This window comes from Campylobacter sp. CH186, from assembly GCF_004378925.1.
Lineage (GTDB): Bacteria > Campylobacterota > Campylobacteria > Campylobacterales > Campylobacteraceae > Campylobacter_D > Campylobacter_D jejuni.
This window is the reverse complement of record NZ_RYYB01000004.1, coordinates 24,864-39,610: the sequence shown is the minus strand read 5'-3', so window position 1 is coordinate 39,610 and position 14,747 is coordinate 24,864. Positions and strand designations below refer to the sequence as shown.

Sequence of the window (14,747 nt, the reverse complement as noted above, 5' to 3'; positions counted from 1 at the left end):
GGAGTAGAAAATGCTAGATTTAAAAAATTTGCAAAATAATTTTGATGAAGTGGCTAAAAAGTTAAAAAATAAAAAAGTTGATGAAAATATCTTAAAAAAACTTGCTGAACTTTTTGCAAGTTTAAAAAAAGAAAAAACAGCTTTAGAAGAATTTCAAGCTTTTCAAAATAAATTCAGTAAAGAACTTGCTACAGCCGAAGATAAAGAAAGTTTAAAAGCAAAATTAAGCGAAAATAAAAGTAAAATTAATGAGCAAAGCGCTAAAGTAAATGTTTTAGAAAATGAGCTTGAAGAAATCGCTCATGCCATCCCAAATATCCCTGATGAATGTGTGCCTGTGGGTGAAGACGAAGATGAAAATGTGGAGCTTAAAAAAGTTTTAAATTCACCTAGCTTTGATTTTACTCCAAAAGAACATTTTGAATTAGGTGAGAGTTTAAATTGGCTTGATTTTGTGCGTGGGGTAAAAATTTCACAAAGTCGTTTTTGTGTGCTTAAAAACGAAGGAGCTTTATTAAGCCGCGCTTTGGTAAATTATATGATAGATTTTAATAGAAGTCGTGGATTTGAATTTGTTAATGTGCCTTTTTTGGTAAATGGTGCTACTATGTTTGGGACGGGTCAGTTGCCAAAATTTAAAGAAGATATGTATAAGGTAGATGATGAGGATTTGTATTTGATCTCAACTTCTGAAATTCCAGTAACCAATCTTTACAGCGGAGAAATTTTAGCTAGTGAAACTTTACCTATAAAAATGACTTGTTATAGTGCTTGTTTTAGAAAAGAAGCAGGCAGTGCAGGGCGTGATACAAGGGGTATTATAAGACAACACCAGTTTGAAAAAGTAGAGCTTGTAAGTATCACTAAACCTGGGCAAAGTGATAGTGTGTTTAATGAAATGCTTGAGTGTGCAAGTGATTTGCTGAGTTCTTTAGGTTTAGCGCATAGACATTTGATGCTTTGCACTGGAGATTTGGGTTTTAGTGCGGCAAAAACCGTGGATCTTGAAGTGTGGCTTCCAGGACAAAATAAATATCGTGAGATCAGCTCGGTTTCAAATTGTCGTGATTTTCAAGCAAGACGCGCTAAAATTCGCTATAAAAACGAACAAGGAAAAAATGAACTCGTCCACACTCTTAATGGCTCATCTTTGGCAGTAGGAAGAACCTTGGTAGCAATTATGGAAAATTATCAAGACAAAGAAGGAAAAATTCATATTCCTGATGTTTTGAAAAAATATTTTTAAAGAGTATAGATGGCTGAACAAGAAGATATAATACTAGAAAAACCCGAAGATGGCTTAAATCAACCAAGACTTGATGAGAGTTTAGAGGGATTTAAAGGGCAAGAGGGGCAAGCTCCAGAAGATGAAGAATTTGCATCATTGCCAGAAGAATTACCTCAAGAAAATAGTGAAAGTGGTTTTAAATTTACAAGAGAAAGTGCGCCTGAAGATGTATCAACTTTTGAAGAAGTTGAAAGTCAAGAGCCTACGCCTTGGTATAAAGATCGTAAGTTTATGTCTCTTGTGGGTTTATCTTTGGGGATTATTTGTATTTTAGTTTTTACACTTTTTTATTTAACTTTTAGTGAAGGAAAAATTAAACCAGATATTATAGCTTCTAAGCCTTTAGAACAACCTGTTGTTATGCCTGATGAATCATATAAATACAATGATATGCAAAGAATTGATGGTATGATCCAAAAAGCAAATGCTTTATATTTAAAGGGTGAGGTTGAACAGGCTTTAAAAGTTTATGAGCAAGTTGCCGTATATAACGAATCTTTATCTAATTATAATTTAGGCGTTTCTCAAATGAATGAGAATAAATTCCAAGAAGCTTTTGAAAGCTTCAAGAAAGCTATAGCCAATGGAGAAAATCAAAGTGTAGCTGCTATCAATGCTGCTGTTTGTGCTTTAAAGCTTAATGATAAGGAAAAATTTAGATATTATATTGATTTAGCTCGAGTGTATCTTCCAAAAGAAGGAAAATCAAAATTATATGATTATTATTTAAGCTTGATTAATTATTACAAAGGATATTACCCTGAGGCTTTACAAATGTTACAAAGAACAGATGTGGAGCCGTATTCTGATGTTGCAAAGTATTTGTCTGCTAAAATTTATGCAAAAATGGACTTTGATTCCAAGGCTATACAGCAATTAAATTCTCAAGGCAATTTTGAATCTAGTTTATCTTTAGGTCTTTTATACGCTAGAATAGGAGAATATGCTAAAGCTAAAGTCGCTTTAAGTACAGCGATGAAAATTGAAAGAGATTTTAATCAAAGTTTGGCGGCTTTAACATTGGTTGATATTAAAACAGGAAATTATCAAGATATGTTAGCGCGCTTACAAAATTCTTATGATAATGATAAAGATAGATATAAGATTTTAGATGCTTATAAAATTCAAGTTCGTTTAAATAAGGATATTTTTAATATAGCAGTTGCTCAAAATTCTTTTTCAAAAGATTTGTTAAAAAAACAAAAAGATCAATTCGATTTGCTTTTTTATTTTGCGCCTTATCAAGTTTTTGATAGTAAGCAGGCTGCTTTATATATTAAAAAAGCTAATGTTACAGATTTCGTTGATGATAGTGCTGATGCAGGAGTTTATCTTAATACAAGCAAGGCTCTTTCATCTACCAATGTAAAAATTGCCAATATTATTAACTATGCATTAAATCAGAAGTTACGCTTTGCTAACCAAGAATTTCAAAAACTTATCAAGGATTATCCAGAACATAGTATTTTACATTATAATTTGGCTTTAACTTATGCCCAAATGCAAAATTATGAACTTGCTTATAAGCATTTTTCAAGTTCATATCATCTTAATCCTAAAAATTACTTAGCAGGTGCTTTTGCTATGTTTTGTGCAAAATTAATTGATATTGATACAACTAAACTTTACAATGAAATTCTTGATAATATAGCTGCTGATTCTAATTTTAAAGCTAATATGCAAAAAAGTATGTTGTTTTTAGTTAATAATAATTATATTTCTATGCTTCCTTATTTAGATGAAGCAAAAAAAGATACGCCTTTGAGTTTGATTTTTGAAGCTATTGTTGCTAAAAATAATAACCTTAATAATCAAGTAGATGTGAAAATTGCTAAATTGCGTTCAGAGTTGCCTGAAGATATTTTGGCAAATATTTTGTATTTTAATTCTTTAAATTCAAATTTAAATATTAAAGAATATGCTCAAAATGCTCAAATTCATTTTAAAAATTTAAAACTTGATTATCGTAGTGTTTTTGGTGGGCCAAATATAGCTAGGGAATTTTATGTTAATTTAATGCATATTGCAGGGCTTTTAAATTTAGAAAGACAGAAATTTAAAGAGTTGATTAATGTTTCAGGAGCAAAAGATGAGGGTATTTTACAAACTTTAGCTTATTTGGATATTTTTGCACAGCAATACGAGGAGGCTTATGCACTTTATAATTCTTTGATTGATGATTATGGAGCTAAAGATACTAAAACTTTATTTTTAGCAGCCGTAGCAGCCGTAGGTGCAAATAATCCAAATTCAGCTATAGCGCTTTTGCAGCTTTCTAAACTTACAGATAAAAATAACAAAGAGAGTAAAGCAGCTCTTGGTATGTTGTATCAAGAAGTAAAGAACTATGAAGCTGCGATATCTCAGTATAAAACTTTACCTAATAATTTTAAGAGTGAATTTTTTACTTTTGATATTAATAACAACTAAAAATGCTTAGAAATTTCTAAGCATTTTTGGTTAAGCTTGAAGATCTAGAGTTTTTCCGCCTAGTTCATCAATGCGATCGCTAACTTTTTTAAGTGCCGCATCTATTGTATTTTGACTGATTTGAGGAAGTTCTCCACCCCACATTTTTTCTGCTTGCTCAAATCCTTTTTTCATACCTTCAAGACCTTTTTTCAATTTTTCAACATCGTCGCCACCGCCTTTAATAACAAAATCCGCGATGCGATTGGCTGTATTTTCCACTCCAAAAAAACCATCTTCACTTACAAGTTGTTGAAGTTCATCTGTATTCATATCAAGTGGATTTTTGCCACTGTAGCCTAAGGATGCAAAATCAATATTTGTAAGTATAGATTTCGCAGTATTTAAATTGGCACCATTTAAAAGACTATCTAGTCCAGTTTGGGCATTGCTCGAATCTATTACAGCATTCATTGTTTGCTGTTGAAACTGAACTAGGTAAATTTGTGTAATGCCCTTTCCACCAAGTGCATTTAATTTTTCAAGGGTATTTTTATCTACATCCTTGCTAGAATTAGCACTTTGAACATTTTTGTCTTTTGTGTTTTCTTTAGCATCATCTGCCTTCTTATTGCTAACTTGTGTTTGTGCCATGCTAGCGATATTTGAAAAAGTATTCACTTGCATATTTGCTCCTTTGTGTGAGGCTTTAATTTATATCGACTTTTGACTTAAAAAATTTATAAGGACATTAAATTCCTTATTTTCAAAGGAATTTAATGTTTTATTGTAGATAATAAGCAATTTGCTCTTTATTGAGAATGCGGATAAGATTGCTAGTACCTTCTACTCCTGTTGGAAAGCCTGCAGTTAGAAGATAGCATTTGTCTTCATCCATAAAACCTTTTTCAACACTTGATCTTACAGAGTCTTTTAATAATTCTGTAAGTTCATTACTTTTGTTAACCAAGATCGCAGGATTAACTCCCCAAACTATACTTAAAGAGTTTAAGGTTTTTTCAGAATGCCCTACTGCTATGATTTCTATATTTGGACGATATCTTGCAATCTTAATAGCAGATTTTCCGCTACTTGTTAAAGAAAAAATAGCATCAGAGTTAAGATCTGTTGCAAGATGAGCTGAAGAACGCATGATTTTATCTGTATTGTCTAAATCATTAAAATCATTAAATTTGTTATATGGATAGCGTTTTTCTGTTTCTATTATAGTTTGGCACATTATATCAACAGCGTTTGCAGGATCTATACCAACGGCGCTTTCTTCACTTAGCATTACTGCATCTGTTCCATCTAAAACAGCATTTGCAACATCTGAAATTTCAGCTCTTGTGGCGGTTTTGCTTTTGGCTAATGAAAAAAGCATCTGAGTCGCAGTAATAACAGGCTTAGAGGCATTGTTTGCTTTTTGTATAATTTCTTTTTGGATATTAGGAACTTTATAATAAGGTACCTCAATACCTAAGTCTCCTCTTGCAACCATTATACCATCGCTAGATTTAATAATCTCATCAATATTTTCTACTGCATCAAATTTTTCAATTTTTGCAAAAATAGATATTTTTGCGTTATTTTGTGCTAAAATTTCACGAACTTCATCAATATCGTGCGCATTTTGTACGAAAGATATTGCTAAAAAATCTACTTCATTTTTTATACCCCAAAGTAAATCATTTTTATCTTTTTGTGTAATAACATCAATATTGATTTTAGTATTCGGAAAATTAATACCTTTATTTGAGTTTAAAAAACCATCATTTTCTATAATGGTTTCAATTTTTTGATCATCTATGCTTACTACTTTAGCACGAATTGATCCATCATATAGATAAATATATTCATCAATTTTTAACATATCTAAAATGGATTTTTGATTGATGCTGATTTTATAATGATTTTGAGCAATCTTCTCCCCTAAAATTGTTTCACGATAAAAATCAAGTCTATCACCCTTTTTTAATTCAAATGGTTCTTTAAGTTCACCTGTACGAATTTTAGGACCACTAATGTCTTGTAAAATTCCAATACGAGTATGCAATTCTTTAGCTACTCTTCTTATGGTATCTAAGTTTTTTTTATGATACTCATGTGTTCCATGAGAAAAGTTTAAACGGAAAACATTTACACCATTGATAATCATTTGGCGTAGAATTTCTTCCTTTTCACTTGCTGGACCTACTGTGGCTACAATTTTTGTTTTTTTAAGCATGGTAAACTCCTTTTGAAATTATTGCAGCTAAAAATAGAAACAAAATGATTACAATAATTCTGAAGAAAATTTATCTTCGTTAAATTCCATTCCTAGGTAATTACATACAAGCTTTGCATCTCTTTCGGCATTTCCTAAACAACTTGTTGCTCCAGGACTTGGAGTCATATTGAAAATAATACCAGGGGTTTCTGTGATGCTTGCTTCACCTAGCATTAATTCTCCTTTAGTTTTATCAATAACTTGCGGTCTTACGCCTCCAAAACCTTTCGCATAATAAATATCGCTTGCTTTAAGACTTGGGACTATTTTTTTGGCATCTTTAACAAATAAGCTTTTATCAACAAAAGGTAGTTCAAAAAGATAATTATAAAAGATGTAATTTCTAATTGTTGCATCTTTAAACATATTAAAAGTTACTTTTAAAACAGTTTTATCAAGTTTTAGTGCTTCAAAAAATTCTGGAACTGATTTTAGACCATGATAACGTTCTAGTTTTGGAATAACAAGTGCGGTAGGTCCAAAGCGGGTGTTCATATCAGCAAGCAAATCAGGATCTCCATGAAGAGCTGCAAATGGAAGTTTAGGATTTTGCACCATATAAACCTTACCATTTAAAAGTTTTTGTTTGGTTAAATAAAAACTTCCTGCAACAGGCCAACAAGACTTATCCATACCTAAGTTCATTTTATGTGCTAAATATAAAGAGTGCGCTCCAGCATTGACAACTACGCTTTTGGCATGGTATTCTTGATGATTTGAGGTTTTTAATATAAAAATATCATCCTTTTTTTCTATGTGAATAATTTCTTGATTAAAGGCAACGAAAGTATTTTTATTTTGTTTTTGGGCTTGTTCTATTAGATTTATACTCATTTTCCCAAAATCTACAGTTGTAAAAACCTCGCCGCTTTCAACACCCATGGCGCAGATATTTTCAGGTCTATCTTGATTGCAATCTTCTCCTAAAACAACCTTGGGTTCAATTTGTTTGATTTTTGCTTTATCGAAAAATTTTATATAAGGATAAAGTTCTTTAAATTCTTCATAGCGTTTTTTCATATAATCACATTCTATATCTCCAACAGCTAGAGCCATTTTTTGATGAGAAAACATGAAATTATTTTGCGCATTTTGCATGAGTCCATATTTAACTATCATATCAGCTGTTCTTTTTACTTTTCGCGCTTTTTCTAAAGTATAATTGGTTTCAATATCTCCACAATGAATGGTTTGAGAATTACTCGTTCCCTTAGAATTTAATGTTGCAGCTGTATTATATTTTTCTATCAAAGCAATATTTTTAATATTTGTATATCTTGCAAGCTCGTAAAATAATGCTGCTCCTGAAATTCCAGCTCCGATGACAAGCACATCAAATTCTTGTTGGCTCATTGTTTTTCCTTTTTTTTATTTTAATAAACTTTTTTCTAAATAGAAGTTTAATTGAATTTGTTTTACAAAAAGTTAAATTTCATTAAGGTTTGATATCAATGAGAATTTTTGTAACATTTTTAATAAAGTAAATTGGGATTTTCTTTTATAATCTTTTTCATTCCTCGAAAGATTAAAAGTTTATCATAAATTGCGTGATCGAAATAATTTGCTAAAAATTGCCCATCTCCACCAGTGAAATAAAGCTTTTTATTTTGAGCGGCATCTTTTATCAGTAGGTAAATTCCTTTAAAAACACCATAACTTAAAGCATCCATGGTTTTTTGTGGGAATGCATCAAGACTAACTTGAGTGTTAAATTCACTTTTTAATCGTGGTGAAATATGGCTATAAATTTTTTTATAATTTGCAATACCTGGCAAGATAAAACCACCAAGATGTATAGAATTAGAAATAATATCAATTGTAATAGCACTACCTGCATCTACAACAACTCCATCTTCAATAGTATAACAAGCTGCTATGCGATCGATTCCTAATCCCTGATAAATAGTATCAAATAAAAAATAAGGTTCAAGATTGATAAAATTTTTTTGATTTTTTAAATGTTCTTTGAGATGTTCATTGACATTGATATAAAAAATTTTTTGTTCATTTTTAAATTCTAAAAACTGATCTATACTAAGAGTAAAATATTTGTTATCATCTAGGAAATTAGCATTTGAATTCCCAATATCACAGAGTAGCATAGATATTAAATCCTTTCATTTCTAGATGATTTTTTGCTTTAGAGCAAAGAGAAGCCATGCTAAAAAAATATTTGTTATTTATGTTAATTTGCTGTGCTAGATTTTCTAAAAATAAGGCATCTTTCATTAAAAATTTTGTTTTTCCTGTATACATAAAAAGAATGTTATTTTGATCTTTAGCACAAATATAACTTTTTTTTCTAGTCAACATACTTAAGTCATAGGGCTTTAAATTTAATTTTAAAGCCTTTATTGTTTGTTCTAAAATTTTTATCATAGCAAATCTAAAATTTTATCTCCGTAGTAAAATTTACCATTTCCCATGAAAGAAATTTTATCAACAGCTTCTGAAAGTTTAAATACTTGTGCATTATCTAAATTTAGATTCATTTTGATAAGATAGCCTGTTTTTTCAAAAATATATAAATAATTATTGTATATATTGCTTTTTACAAAAATAGCAAATTCAAATTTTTTTTCCGCAATTTTTCTTAAGTTATAATCAGTTTTAATAATAGTGCCATCTTTTTCTAGTATAAAAATACCATCATCGCTAAGTGCAACATCTTTTATGTCAGCGTCAAGATAAAGAGTTCTAGCAGGGCTTACAACAATGATTTTTTTAGCTGTTGCTGCTATAAGTTTATCTCCGATTACACTTAGATGGATTACATTGTTGAAAAAATTTTCTGCTGAAATAACCACATCTTTAATGATTTGAAGATTGTTTCTTGAAAGAATTAAAATTTTACCATCTAGTGTTGGATAAACGATGATATTGTCTAAAAATATAGGATTAGCGGTACGACTGTCTTGGGCTGGAGCTGAGGTTAGGGTTTGACTGAATTTAATACCCAAAGAACGATTTGCAAGAACTATAGTATTGTTTGCAAGTACAAGGGCTAAATCATCTCCATTAGAAGCTACTCCTACAACACTAGCGTCAAATTGAAAATTATAAATTTCATTATAAGAATTGTCAAAAATTTTTAAATTTCCATTATTATCTGCAGTAAAATATTCCCCATCTTGATAAGCTAGAAGCATATAATTTTTAGGAAGTTTAAACTTGTCTATGGAGATATTATTTTTTAAGATAGCTGTATTATTGCTAAGTTTTGCAGAAACTAGATTCCAATCAACGATTTTACTTTTTAAATTGCTATTATGACTTAAATCTCCATCGGTTTGTTTTGGTTCAAAATATTGTCTTTTGGTGCCACAAGCACATAGAAATATTAAACAAAATAGTGTTAAAAATATTTTTTTCATTGTGTAATGCCTTGATAATGTTTGAGATTTTTAGCTATTTGATTTAAACTTGAATTTTCTTTTATCTGAGAAAGTAAAACATTAGCTTCTTCGATTTTATTTTGCTCTAAAAGTTTGTAAGCTTCTAATAATTTATCATAATTTTTTAAAAATATCGATTTATCTCCTAAAGATAATGCGATAATATTTTTAAGTAAAGTGTTTGTTTGAGTATTACTATAAATTTGTTTTAGTTCATTTTGGAGAGCTGTATTATTAAAATCATTAATATTTTCTTTTAGTAAAAAGATAGCGTAAAGATTGGTATTTTTATTTTTAAGTTGTTCTAAAAGATTTTTATTGCTAGGATCTTGTATTAGATTGGCATAAATTTCATTTGCTTCTTTTGTTTTATAATCGTTTATTTTTGAGATTATAAAATTTCCAGCAAACCAAGCAACTAAAATTATCACAACAGCAGATATATAAAATTTATACTTGCGTATAAATCTCTCTCCTTTGATAAAATTTTCTATAAATTGTTCTTCTGTGTTAAGTTCATTTTTAACAGCTTTTAAATTATCTTTTAGTCCCAAAATTTATCCTTGAAAAAATATTTTTATTTTTGTATAGAAAAATTATGGTATTGTATCATATAAATTGCAAAATATCCTAAACAATTTAAAGCTTTTTATGATATAATTTTCAAAATTTTAACTTTTTTATTAAGGTTTAAGAAATGCAAATAGATGAGAAATTATTAAGCAAGCTTGAAAAATTAAGTGCTTTACAAATAACAAAAAACAGAAATGAAACCATTGCACAGTTAAGTGAAATTGTGAATTTTGTTGAAAAATTAAACGAACTTGATCTAGATTCCCAAGAGATTACTGTGAGTACTATAAAAGGTGGAGCTCCTTTGAGGATTGATGAGATAAGAAATAGCAATGTTATTGATGAGGTTTTGGATTGTGCTCCAAAAAAACAAGAACATTTTTTTGTTGTTCCTAAAATCATAGAATGATTAACTTAGCATTTAGTGCTTATTTGTAGAATAAATTTAAAATAAAAAAAAATCAGAGAGTGATTGAAATGAATTTTTATTGGTTTGATGCTTTTATTTTAGGATTTACCTTGCTTTTAGGGCTTAAGGGTATTATCAATGGTTTGATAAAAGAAATTTTTGGGCTTTTGGGTATTATTGGTGGTGTTTTTATTGCTTCAAAATATGCAACTCAAGCAGCTGAATTTATACAAAGTACTTTTTATAAGATAGAAAATCAAAGCTTAGCTGGATTTGCTGGATTTTTGGCCATATTAATTATTTTTTGGATAGTTTGTTTATTGGTGGGTAATTTTCTTTCTAAGTTGATCAAATTAAGTGGCTTAGGTTTTTTAGATCGTATTGGTGGCTTTATATTTGGCGGAGCAAAAATCTTTTTAATTTTTGCAATTTTGGTTTTTTGTGTAGCAAGAATCGATTTTTTAAATGATAAATTAGATAATTTTGCTAAAAATAGCTATACTTTAAATTTGCTTAAAGAAACTGGATCTTTTATTATGAATCAACCTTTAACAGAAAATAGTCTAGATCATGCTAGTGAAAAGTTGCAAGATATTGTAAGTGATTTAAACAATACTCAAAAAGGGGAGTGATATGCTGATAGAAAATGTGGAATATGATGTTTTACTTGAGAGATTTAAAAAAATATTAAGACAAGGCGGACTTAAATATACTAAGCAAAGAGAAGTGCTTTTAAAAACTCTTTATCACAGTGATACTCATTACACACCCGAAAGTTTATATATGGAAATCAAACAAGCTGAACCTGATTTAAATGTAGGAATTGCAACTGTTTATCGTACTTTAAATTTGCTTGAAGAAGCAGAAATGGTAACTTCCATTTCTTTTGGTTCAGCAGGTAAAAAATACGAGCTTGCCAATAAACCTCACCATGATCATATGATATGTAAAAATTGCGGAAAAATTATAGAATTTGAAAATCCTATTATAGAAAGACAGCAAGCCTTGATTGCAAAAGAACATGGTTTTAAACTTACAGGGCATTTGATGCAGCTTTATGGTGTTTGTGGTGATTGTAATAATCAAAAAGCAAAGGTAAAAATATAAATGTTTGATAATATTTTAGAGCAGCAAAGAATAGAAAAAGCTAAGGAATTAAAAAATTTAGGGATCAATCCTTATCCTCATTTTTTAGAAAAAGAAATGTCTTTAAAGACTTTTAAGGATAAATTTTCTTATATTTTAGAGCAAGTTGAAAAAAGAGATGAAAGTGTCAATGCTGTTGTTGCAGGACGTTTGAAACTTTTGCGTATAGCTGGGAAATCGATTTTTGCAAACATTGAAGATGGGGATACAAATTTACAAATTTATTTTAGTAAAGATAGCGTAGGTGAAGAACTTTATGCGATTTTGAAAAAGAATTTAGAAGTAGGTGATATTGTTTTGGTTAAAGGTTTTCCTTTTGTAACTAAAACAGGTGAGTTTAGTTTACATGCAAGTGAAGTAAAACTCGCTGCAAAAGCTATTGTTCCTTTACCTGAAAAATATCATGGATTAACAGATATTGAACAAAGATATCGTAAACGTTATGTTGATATGATAATGAATGCAGAAGTTAGAAAAGATTTTTTAGTGCGTTCTAAAGTGGTGAGTTTGATTCGTCATTTTTTTGAAAATAAAGGCTTTTTAGAAGTAGAAACTCCTATGATGCATCCGATTGCAGGTGGAGCAAACGCTAAGCCTTTTGTAACTTTTCACAATTCTTTAGGCGTAGAAAGATTTTTAAGAATTGCTCCAGAACTTTATCTTAAAAGACTTGTAGTGGGTGGTTTTGAGGCAGTTTTTGAAATCAATCGTTGTTTTAGAAACGAAGGTATGGATTTAACTCATAATCCCGAATTTACAACTATAGAATTTTATTGGGCTTATCATAATTATAAAGATTTAATGGATTTAACTGAAGAACTTTTTGCTTTGCTTTTAGATAAACTTAATTTGGGAAAAACAATAGAATTTGATGGAAAAATGATAGATTTTTCTAAACCTTTTGAAAGAATAACCTATAAAGATGCACTTTGTAAATATGGTGGTTTAGATAGGGATTTAATCGAAGATAAAGAAAAAATTCTTACTAAATTAAAAGCTGATGGTTTTGAAGCGAATGAAAAGCTTGAACTTGGACATTTACAAGCTGAACTTTTTGATAATTATGTGGAAGAAAAATTGATCAATCCTACTTTTGTGATTGATTTTCCTATTTCCATAAGTCCTTTATCAAGACGTAGCGATGAGGATTCTCAGATTGCTGAGAGATTTGAGTTGTTTATTTGTGGAAGAGAATTGGCAAATGGTTTTAATGAGCTTAATGATCCTCTTGATCAATATGAGAGATTTTTAAAACAAATTGAAGCTAAAAATGCAGGCGATGAAGAGGCTTGTGAAATGGATGAAGATTTTGTAAATGCTTTGGGTTATGGAATGCCTCCAACGGCAGGGCAGGGTATAGGCATAGATAGACTTGTTATGCTTTTGACAAATAAAAAATCTATTCGAGATGTGATATTGTTTCCTGCAATGCGTCCATTAAAATCAGAACTAAAGGAGAAAGAATGAGTTTAGAAATGTTTGATAAAGAAATTTTTGATTTGACAAACAAAGAGTTAGAGCGTCAATGTGAAGGTCTTGAAATGATAGCGAGTGAAAATTTCACTTTGCCTGAAGTAATGGAAGTTATGGGAAGTATTTTGACAAACAAATACGCAGAGGGTTATCCGGGTAAAAGATATTATGGTGGTTGTGAATTTGTTGATGAGATTGAAACTCTAGCTATTGAAAGATGTAAAAAACTTTTTAATTGTAAATTTGCTAATGTTCAGCCTAATTCAGGTTCTCAAGCTAATCAAGGTGTTTATGCGGCTTTGATTAATCCAGGTGATAAAATTTTAGGAATGGATTTAAGTCATGGTGGACATTTAACTCATGGTGCAAAAGTAAGTTCTTCAGGTAAAATGTACGAAAGTTGTTTTTACGGCGTAGAACTTGATGGAAGAATTGATTGTGAAAAAGTAAGAGAAATTGCTAAAAAAGAAAAGCCAAAATTAATAGTTTGTGGAGCTAGTGCTTATGCAAGAGTGATTGATTTTGCTAAATTTAGAGAAATCGCTGATGAAGTAGGCGCCTATCTTTTTGCTGATATAGCACATATTGCAGGTCTTGTTGTAGCAGGCGAACATCCAAGTCCTTTTCCACACGCTCATGTAGTAAGCTCAACTACGCATAAAACTTTGCGTGGCCCAAGAGGTGGTATTATTATGACAAATGATGAAGAGCTTGCTAAAAAAATTAATTCTGCCATTTTTCCAGGTATTCAAGGTGGTCCTTTGATGCATGTAATTGCTGCAAAAGCAGTAGGATTTAAATTTAATCTTAGCGATGAGTGGAAAGTTTATGCAAAACAAGTAAGAACCAATGCCCAAGTTTTAGCTAATGTTTTAATGGATAGAAAATTTAAACTTGTTAGCGATGGAACGGATAATCATCTTGTTTTAATGAGTTTTTTAGATCGTGAATTTAGTGGAAAAGATGCAGATTTAGCTCTTGGAAATGCAGGTATTACTGCAAATAAAAATACCGTTCCAGGAGAGATTAGAAGTCCTTTTATCACAAGTGGATTAAGACTTGGAACTCCAGCCCTTACTGCCAGAGGTTTTAAAGAAAAAGAAATGGAAATTGTGTCAAATTATATTGCAGATATTTTAGATGATATTAATAATGAAAAATTACAAGAGAATATTAAACAAGAATTAAAAAAACTTGCAAGTAGTTTTATTATTTATGAAAGGGCTATGTTTTGATTTCACCAATGGATATGTCGCTAATTAAAATAATTGGCGATCATTATTATATAAGACGCGATAAAATTGTAAATAAAATTACACATAGAGGTCGCTTATTTTTTGATAAATTTGAAAGAGTTGATGCTCCTTTAAATTTAAATGTCATGAGAGAACACGCTGCTAAAAAAATTGTTGTCGCTCATGATTTAATAACAAAAGATAATAAAGTAGAAAATATTGTCTTTGATTATAATGGTTTTAATGCTGAAAGATTTTATCACCGTGCACAACTTATTTTAAGAGAGGAAGGTTTTATAAATTTCACAGCCTATAAGACTAAAACTCCAGGACATTTACATCTTTATATTCATAAAGGACACACGGCGTTAAACGAAGGTTATTCTTTAGCGTCTAAACTTTCAATGATGTTTGCAAGTAAAATGCCAGTAGAATGGAAGGTGTTTCCTAGCATGGATGTACCTAGGGAATTTAATATTTTAATATTGCCTTATGAGGTTTATCAAAAAGAACGAGGAAGTTCTTGGTCTAAGCATATGTAAGAAAGGAC

15 protein-coding genes are annotated in these 14,747 nt (G+C 30.1%); 8 read left to right on the top strand and 7 right to left on the bottom strand.

Annotation, left to right across the window (positions count from 1 at the left end):
• Window positions 1-10 precede the first annotated feature (10 nt).
• Together serS and pflB are read left to right on the top strand one after the other, a co-directional pair.
• Window positions 11-1,246: a serine--tRNA ligase gene (serS, locus tag ELQ09_RS04865; protein WP_087695560.1), complete on the top strand. Its 1,236-nt coding sequence runs from the start codon at window positions 11-13 to the stop codon at window positions 1,244-1,246.
• Between the two features lie 9 nt (window positions 1,247-1,255).
• Window positions 1,256-3,718 carry a motility protein PflB gene (pflB, locus tag ELQ09_RS04860; protein ID WP_134224751.1) on the top strand — a complete coding sequence of 821 codons (2,463 nt, stop codon included), beginning with the start codon at window positions 1,256-1,258 and terminating at the stop codon, window positions 3,716-3,718.
• 30 nt (window positions 3,719-3,748) lie between these two features.
• On the opposite strand, the gene ELQ09_RS04855 is transcribed toward pflB, so the two are convergent.
• From ELQ09_RS04855 to ELQ09_RS04825, 7 genes are all read right to left on the bottom strand, one after another.
• Window positions 3,749-4,384 (bottom strand): hypothetical protein, encoded by a 636-nt coding sequence (locus ELQ09_RS04855; protein ID WP_134224750.1) that lies wholly within the window; start codon window positions 4,382-4,384, stop codon window positions 3,749-3,751.
• A 97-nt stretch (window positions 4,385-4,481) separates the two neighbouring features.
• Window positions 4,482-5,924 (bottom strand): pyruvate kinase, encoded by a 1,443-nt coding sequence (pyk, locus tag ELQ09_RS04850; RefSeq protein ID WP_134224749.1) that lies wholly within the window; start codon window positions 5,922-5,924, stop codon window positions 4,482-4,484.
• Between the two features lie 48 nt (window positions 5,925-5,972).
• Complete coding sequence (locus ELQ09_RS04845) at window positions 5,973-7,319, bottom strand: FAD-dependent oxidoreductase (RefSeq protein WP_002854402.1); 1,347 nt, start codon at window positions 7,317-7,319, stop codon at window positions 5,973-5,975.
• A 119-nt stretch (window positions 7,320-7,438) separates the two neighbouring features.
• Window positions 7,439-8,068 carry a type III pantothenate kinase gene (locus ELQ09_RS04840; RefSeq protein WP_002854234.1) on the bottom strand — a complete coding sequence of 210 codons (630 nt, stop codon included), beginning with the start codon at window positions 8,066-8,068 and terminating at the stop codon, window positions 7,439-7,441.
• Entirely contained in the window at window positions 8,055-8,345 is a 291-nt protein-coding gene (locus ELQ09_RS04835) for a hypothetical protein (RefSeq protein ID WP_002938172.1), read from the bottom strand. The genes ELQ09_RS04840 and ELQ09_RS04835 overlap by 14 nt, the downstream gene beginning before the upstream one ends.
• Window positions 8,342-9,340: a hypothetical protein gene (locus ELQ09_RS04830; RefSeq protein ID WP_002861152.1), complete on the bottom strand. Its 999-nt coding sequence runs from the start codon at window positions 9,338-9,340 to the stop codon at window positions 8,342-8,344. The genes ELQ09_RS04835 and ELQ09_RS04830 overlap by 4 nt, the downstream gene beginning before the upstream one ends.
• On the bottom strand, window positions 9,337-9,915 hold the full coding sequence (locus tag ELQ09_RS04825; RefSeq protein WP_002860270.1) for a hypothetical protein: 579 nt from the start codon (window positions 9,913-9,915) through the stop codon (window positions 9,337-9,339). Before ELQ09_RS04825 ends, ELQ09_RS04830 begins: the two co-directional genes overlap by 4 nt.
• 143 nt (window positions 9,916-10,058) lie before the next feature.
• On the opposite strand from ELQ09_RS04825, the gene gatC reads away from it, so the two are divergent.
• The 6 genes from gatC to ELQ09_RS04795 all read left to right on the top strand — a co-directional run bounded on the left by gatC (window position 10,059) and on the right by ELQ09_RS04795 (window position 14,739).
• A complete protein-coding gene (gatC, locus tag ELQ09_RS04820; protein ID WP_002858734.1) occupies window positions 10,059-10,343 on the top strand; it encodes an Asp-tRNA(Asn)/Glu-tRNA(Gln) amidotransferase subunit GatC in 285 nt (94 codons plus the stop codon).
• Window positions 10,344-10,411: 68 nt separating this feature from the next.
• Window positions 10,412-10,975 (top strand): CvpA family protein, encoded by a 564-nt coding sequence (locus ELQ09_RS04815; protein ID WP_002882168.1) that lies wholly within the window; start codon window positions 10,412-10,414, stop codon window positions 10,973-10,975.
• A gap of 1 nt (window position 10,976) precedes the next feature.
• On the top strand, window positions 10,977-11,450 hold the full coding sequence (locus ELQ09_RS04810) for a Fur family transcriptional regulator (RefSeq protein WP_002854230.1): 474 nt from the start codon (window positions 10,977-10,979) through the stop codon (window positions 11,448-11,450).
• Complete coding sequence (lysS, locus tag ELQ09_RS04805) at window positions 11,451-12,956, top strand: lysine--tRNA ligase (protein ID WP_134224748.1); 1,506 nt, start codon at window positions 11,451-11,453, stop codon at window positions 12,954-12,956.
• Complete coding sequence (locus ELQ09_RS04800) at window positions 12,953-14,197, top strand: serine hydroxymethyltransferase (RefSeq protein ID WP_134224747.1); 1,245 nt, start codon at window positions 12,953-12,955, stop codon at window positions 14,195-14,197. The genes lysS and ELQ09_RS04800 overlap by 4 nt, the downstream gene beginning before the upstream one ends.
• Window positions 14,194-14,739, top strand: coding sequence for a DUF1882 domain-containing protein (locus ELQ09_RS04795; RefSeq protein ID WP_002859481.1), 546 nt, complete (start codon window positions 14,194-14,196; stop codon window positions 14,737-14,739). Before ELQ09_RS04800 ends, ELQ09_RS04795 begins: the two co-directional genes overlap by 4 nt.
• Window positions 14,740-14,747: the final 8 nt, after the last annotated feature.

Excerpts from the sequence above, each read along its gene's own strand:
- ELQ09_RS04835 (WP_002938172.1), bottom strand. The coding sequence starts at position 8,345 with ATGATAAAAATTTTAGAACAAACAATAAAGGCTTTAAAATTAAATTTA.
- ELQ09_RS04815 (WP_002882168.1), top strand. The coding sequence starts at position 10,412 with ATGAATTTTTATTGGTTTGATGCTTTTATTTTAGGATTTACCTTGCTT.
- ELQ09_RS04830 (WP_002861152.1), bottom strand. The coding sequence starts at position 9,340 with ATGAAAAAAATATTTTTAACACTATTTTGTTTAATATTTCTATGTGCT.
- ELQ09_RS04800 (WP_134224747.1), top strand. The coding sequence starts at position 12,953 with ATGAGTTTAGAAATGTTTGATAAAGAAATTTTTGATTTGACAAACAAA.
- ELQ09_RS04840 (WP_002854234.1), bottom strand. The coding sequence starts at position 8,068 with ATGCTACTCTGTGATATTGGGAATTCAAATGCTAATTTCCTAGATGAT.
- pyk (WP_134224749.1), bottom strand. The coding sequence starts at position 5,924 with ATGCTTAAAAAAACAAAAATTGTAGCCACAGTAGGTCCAGCAAGTGAA.
- gatC (WP_002858734.1), top strand. The coding sequence starts at position 10,059 with ATGCAAATAGATGAGAAATTATTAAGCAAGCTTGAAAAATTAAGTGCT.
- serS (WP_087695560.1), top strand. The coding sequence starts at position 11 with ATGCTAGATTTAAAAAATTTGCAAAATAATTTTGATGAAGTGGCTAAA.
- ELQ09_RS04855 (WP_134224750.1), bottom strand. The coding sequence starts at position 4,384 with ATGCAAGTGAATACTTTTTCAAATATCGCTAGCATGGCACAAACACAA.
- ELQ09_RS04810 (WP_002854230.1), top strand. The coding sequence starts at position 10,977 with ATGCTGATAGAAAATGTGGAATATGATGTTTTACTTGAGAGATTTAAA.
- ELQ09_RS04845 (WP_002854402.1), bottom strand. The coding sequence starts at position 7,319 with ATGAGCCAACAAGAATTTGATGTGCTTGTCATCGGAGCTGGAATTTCA.
- lysS (WP_134224748.1), top strand. The coding sequence starts at position 11,451 with ATGTTTGATAATATTTTAGAGCAGCAAAGAATAGAAAAAGCTAAGGAA.
- pflB (WP_134224751.1), top strand. The coding sequence starts at position 1,256 with ATGGCTGAACAAGAAGATATAATACTAGAAAAACCCGAAGATGGCTTA.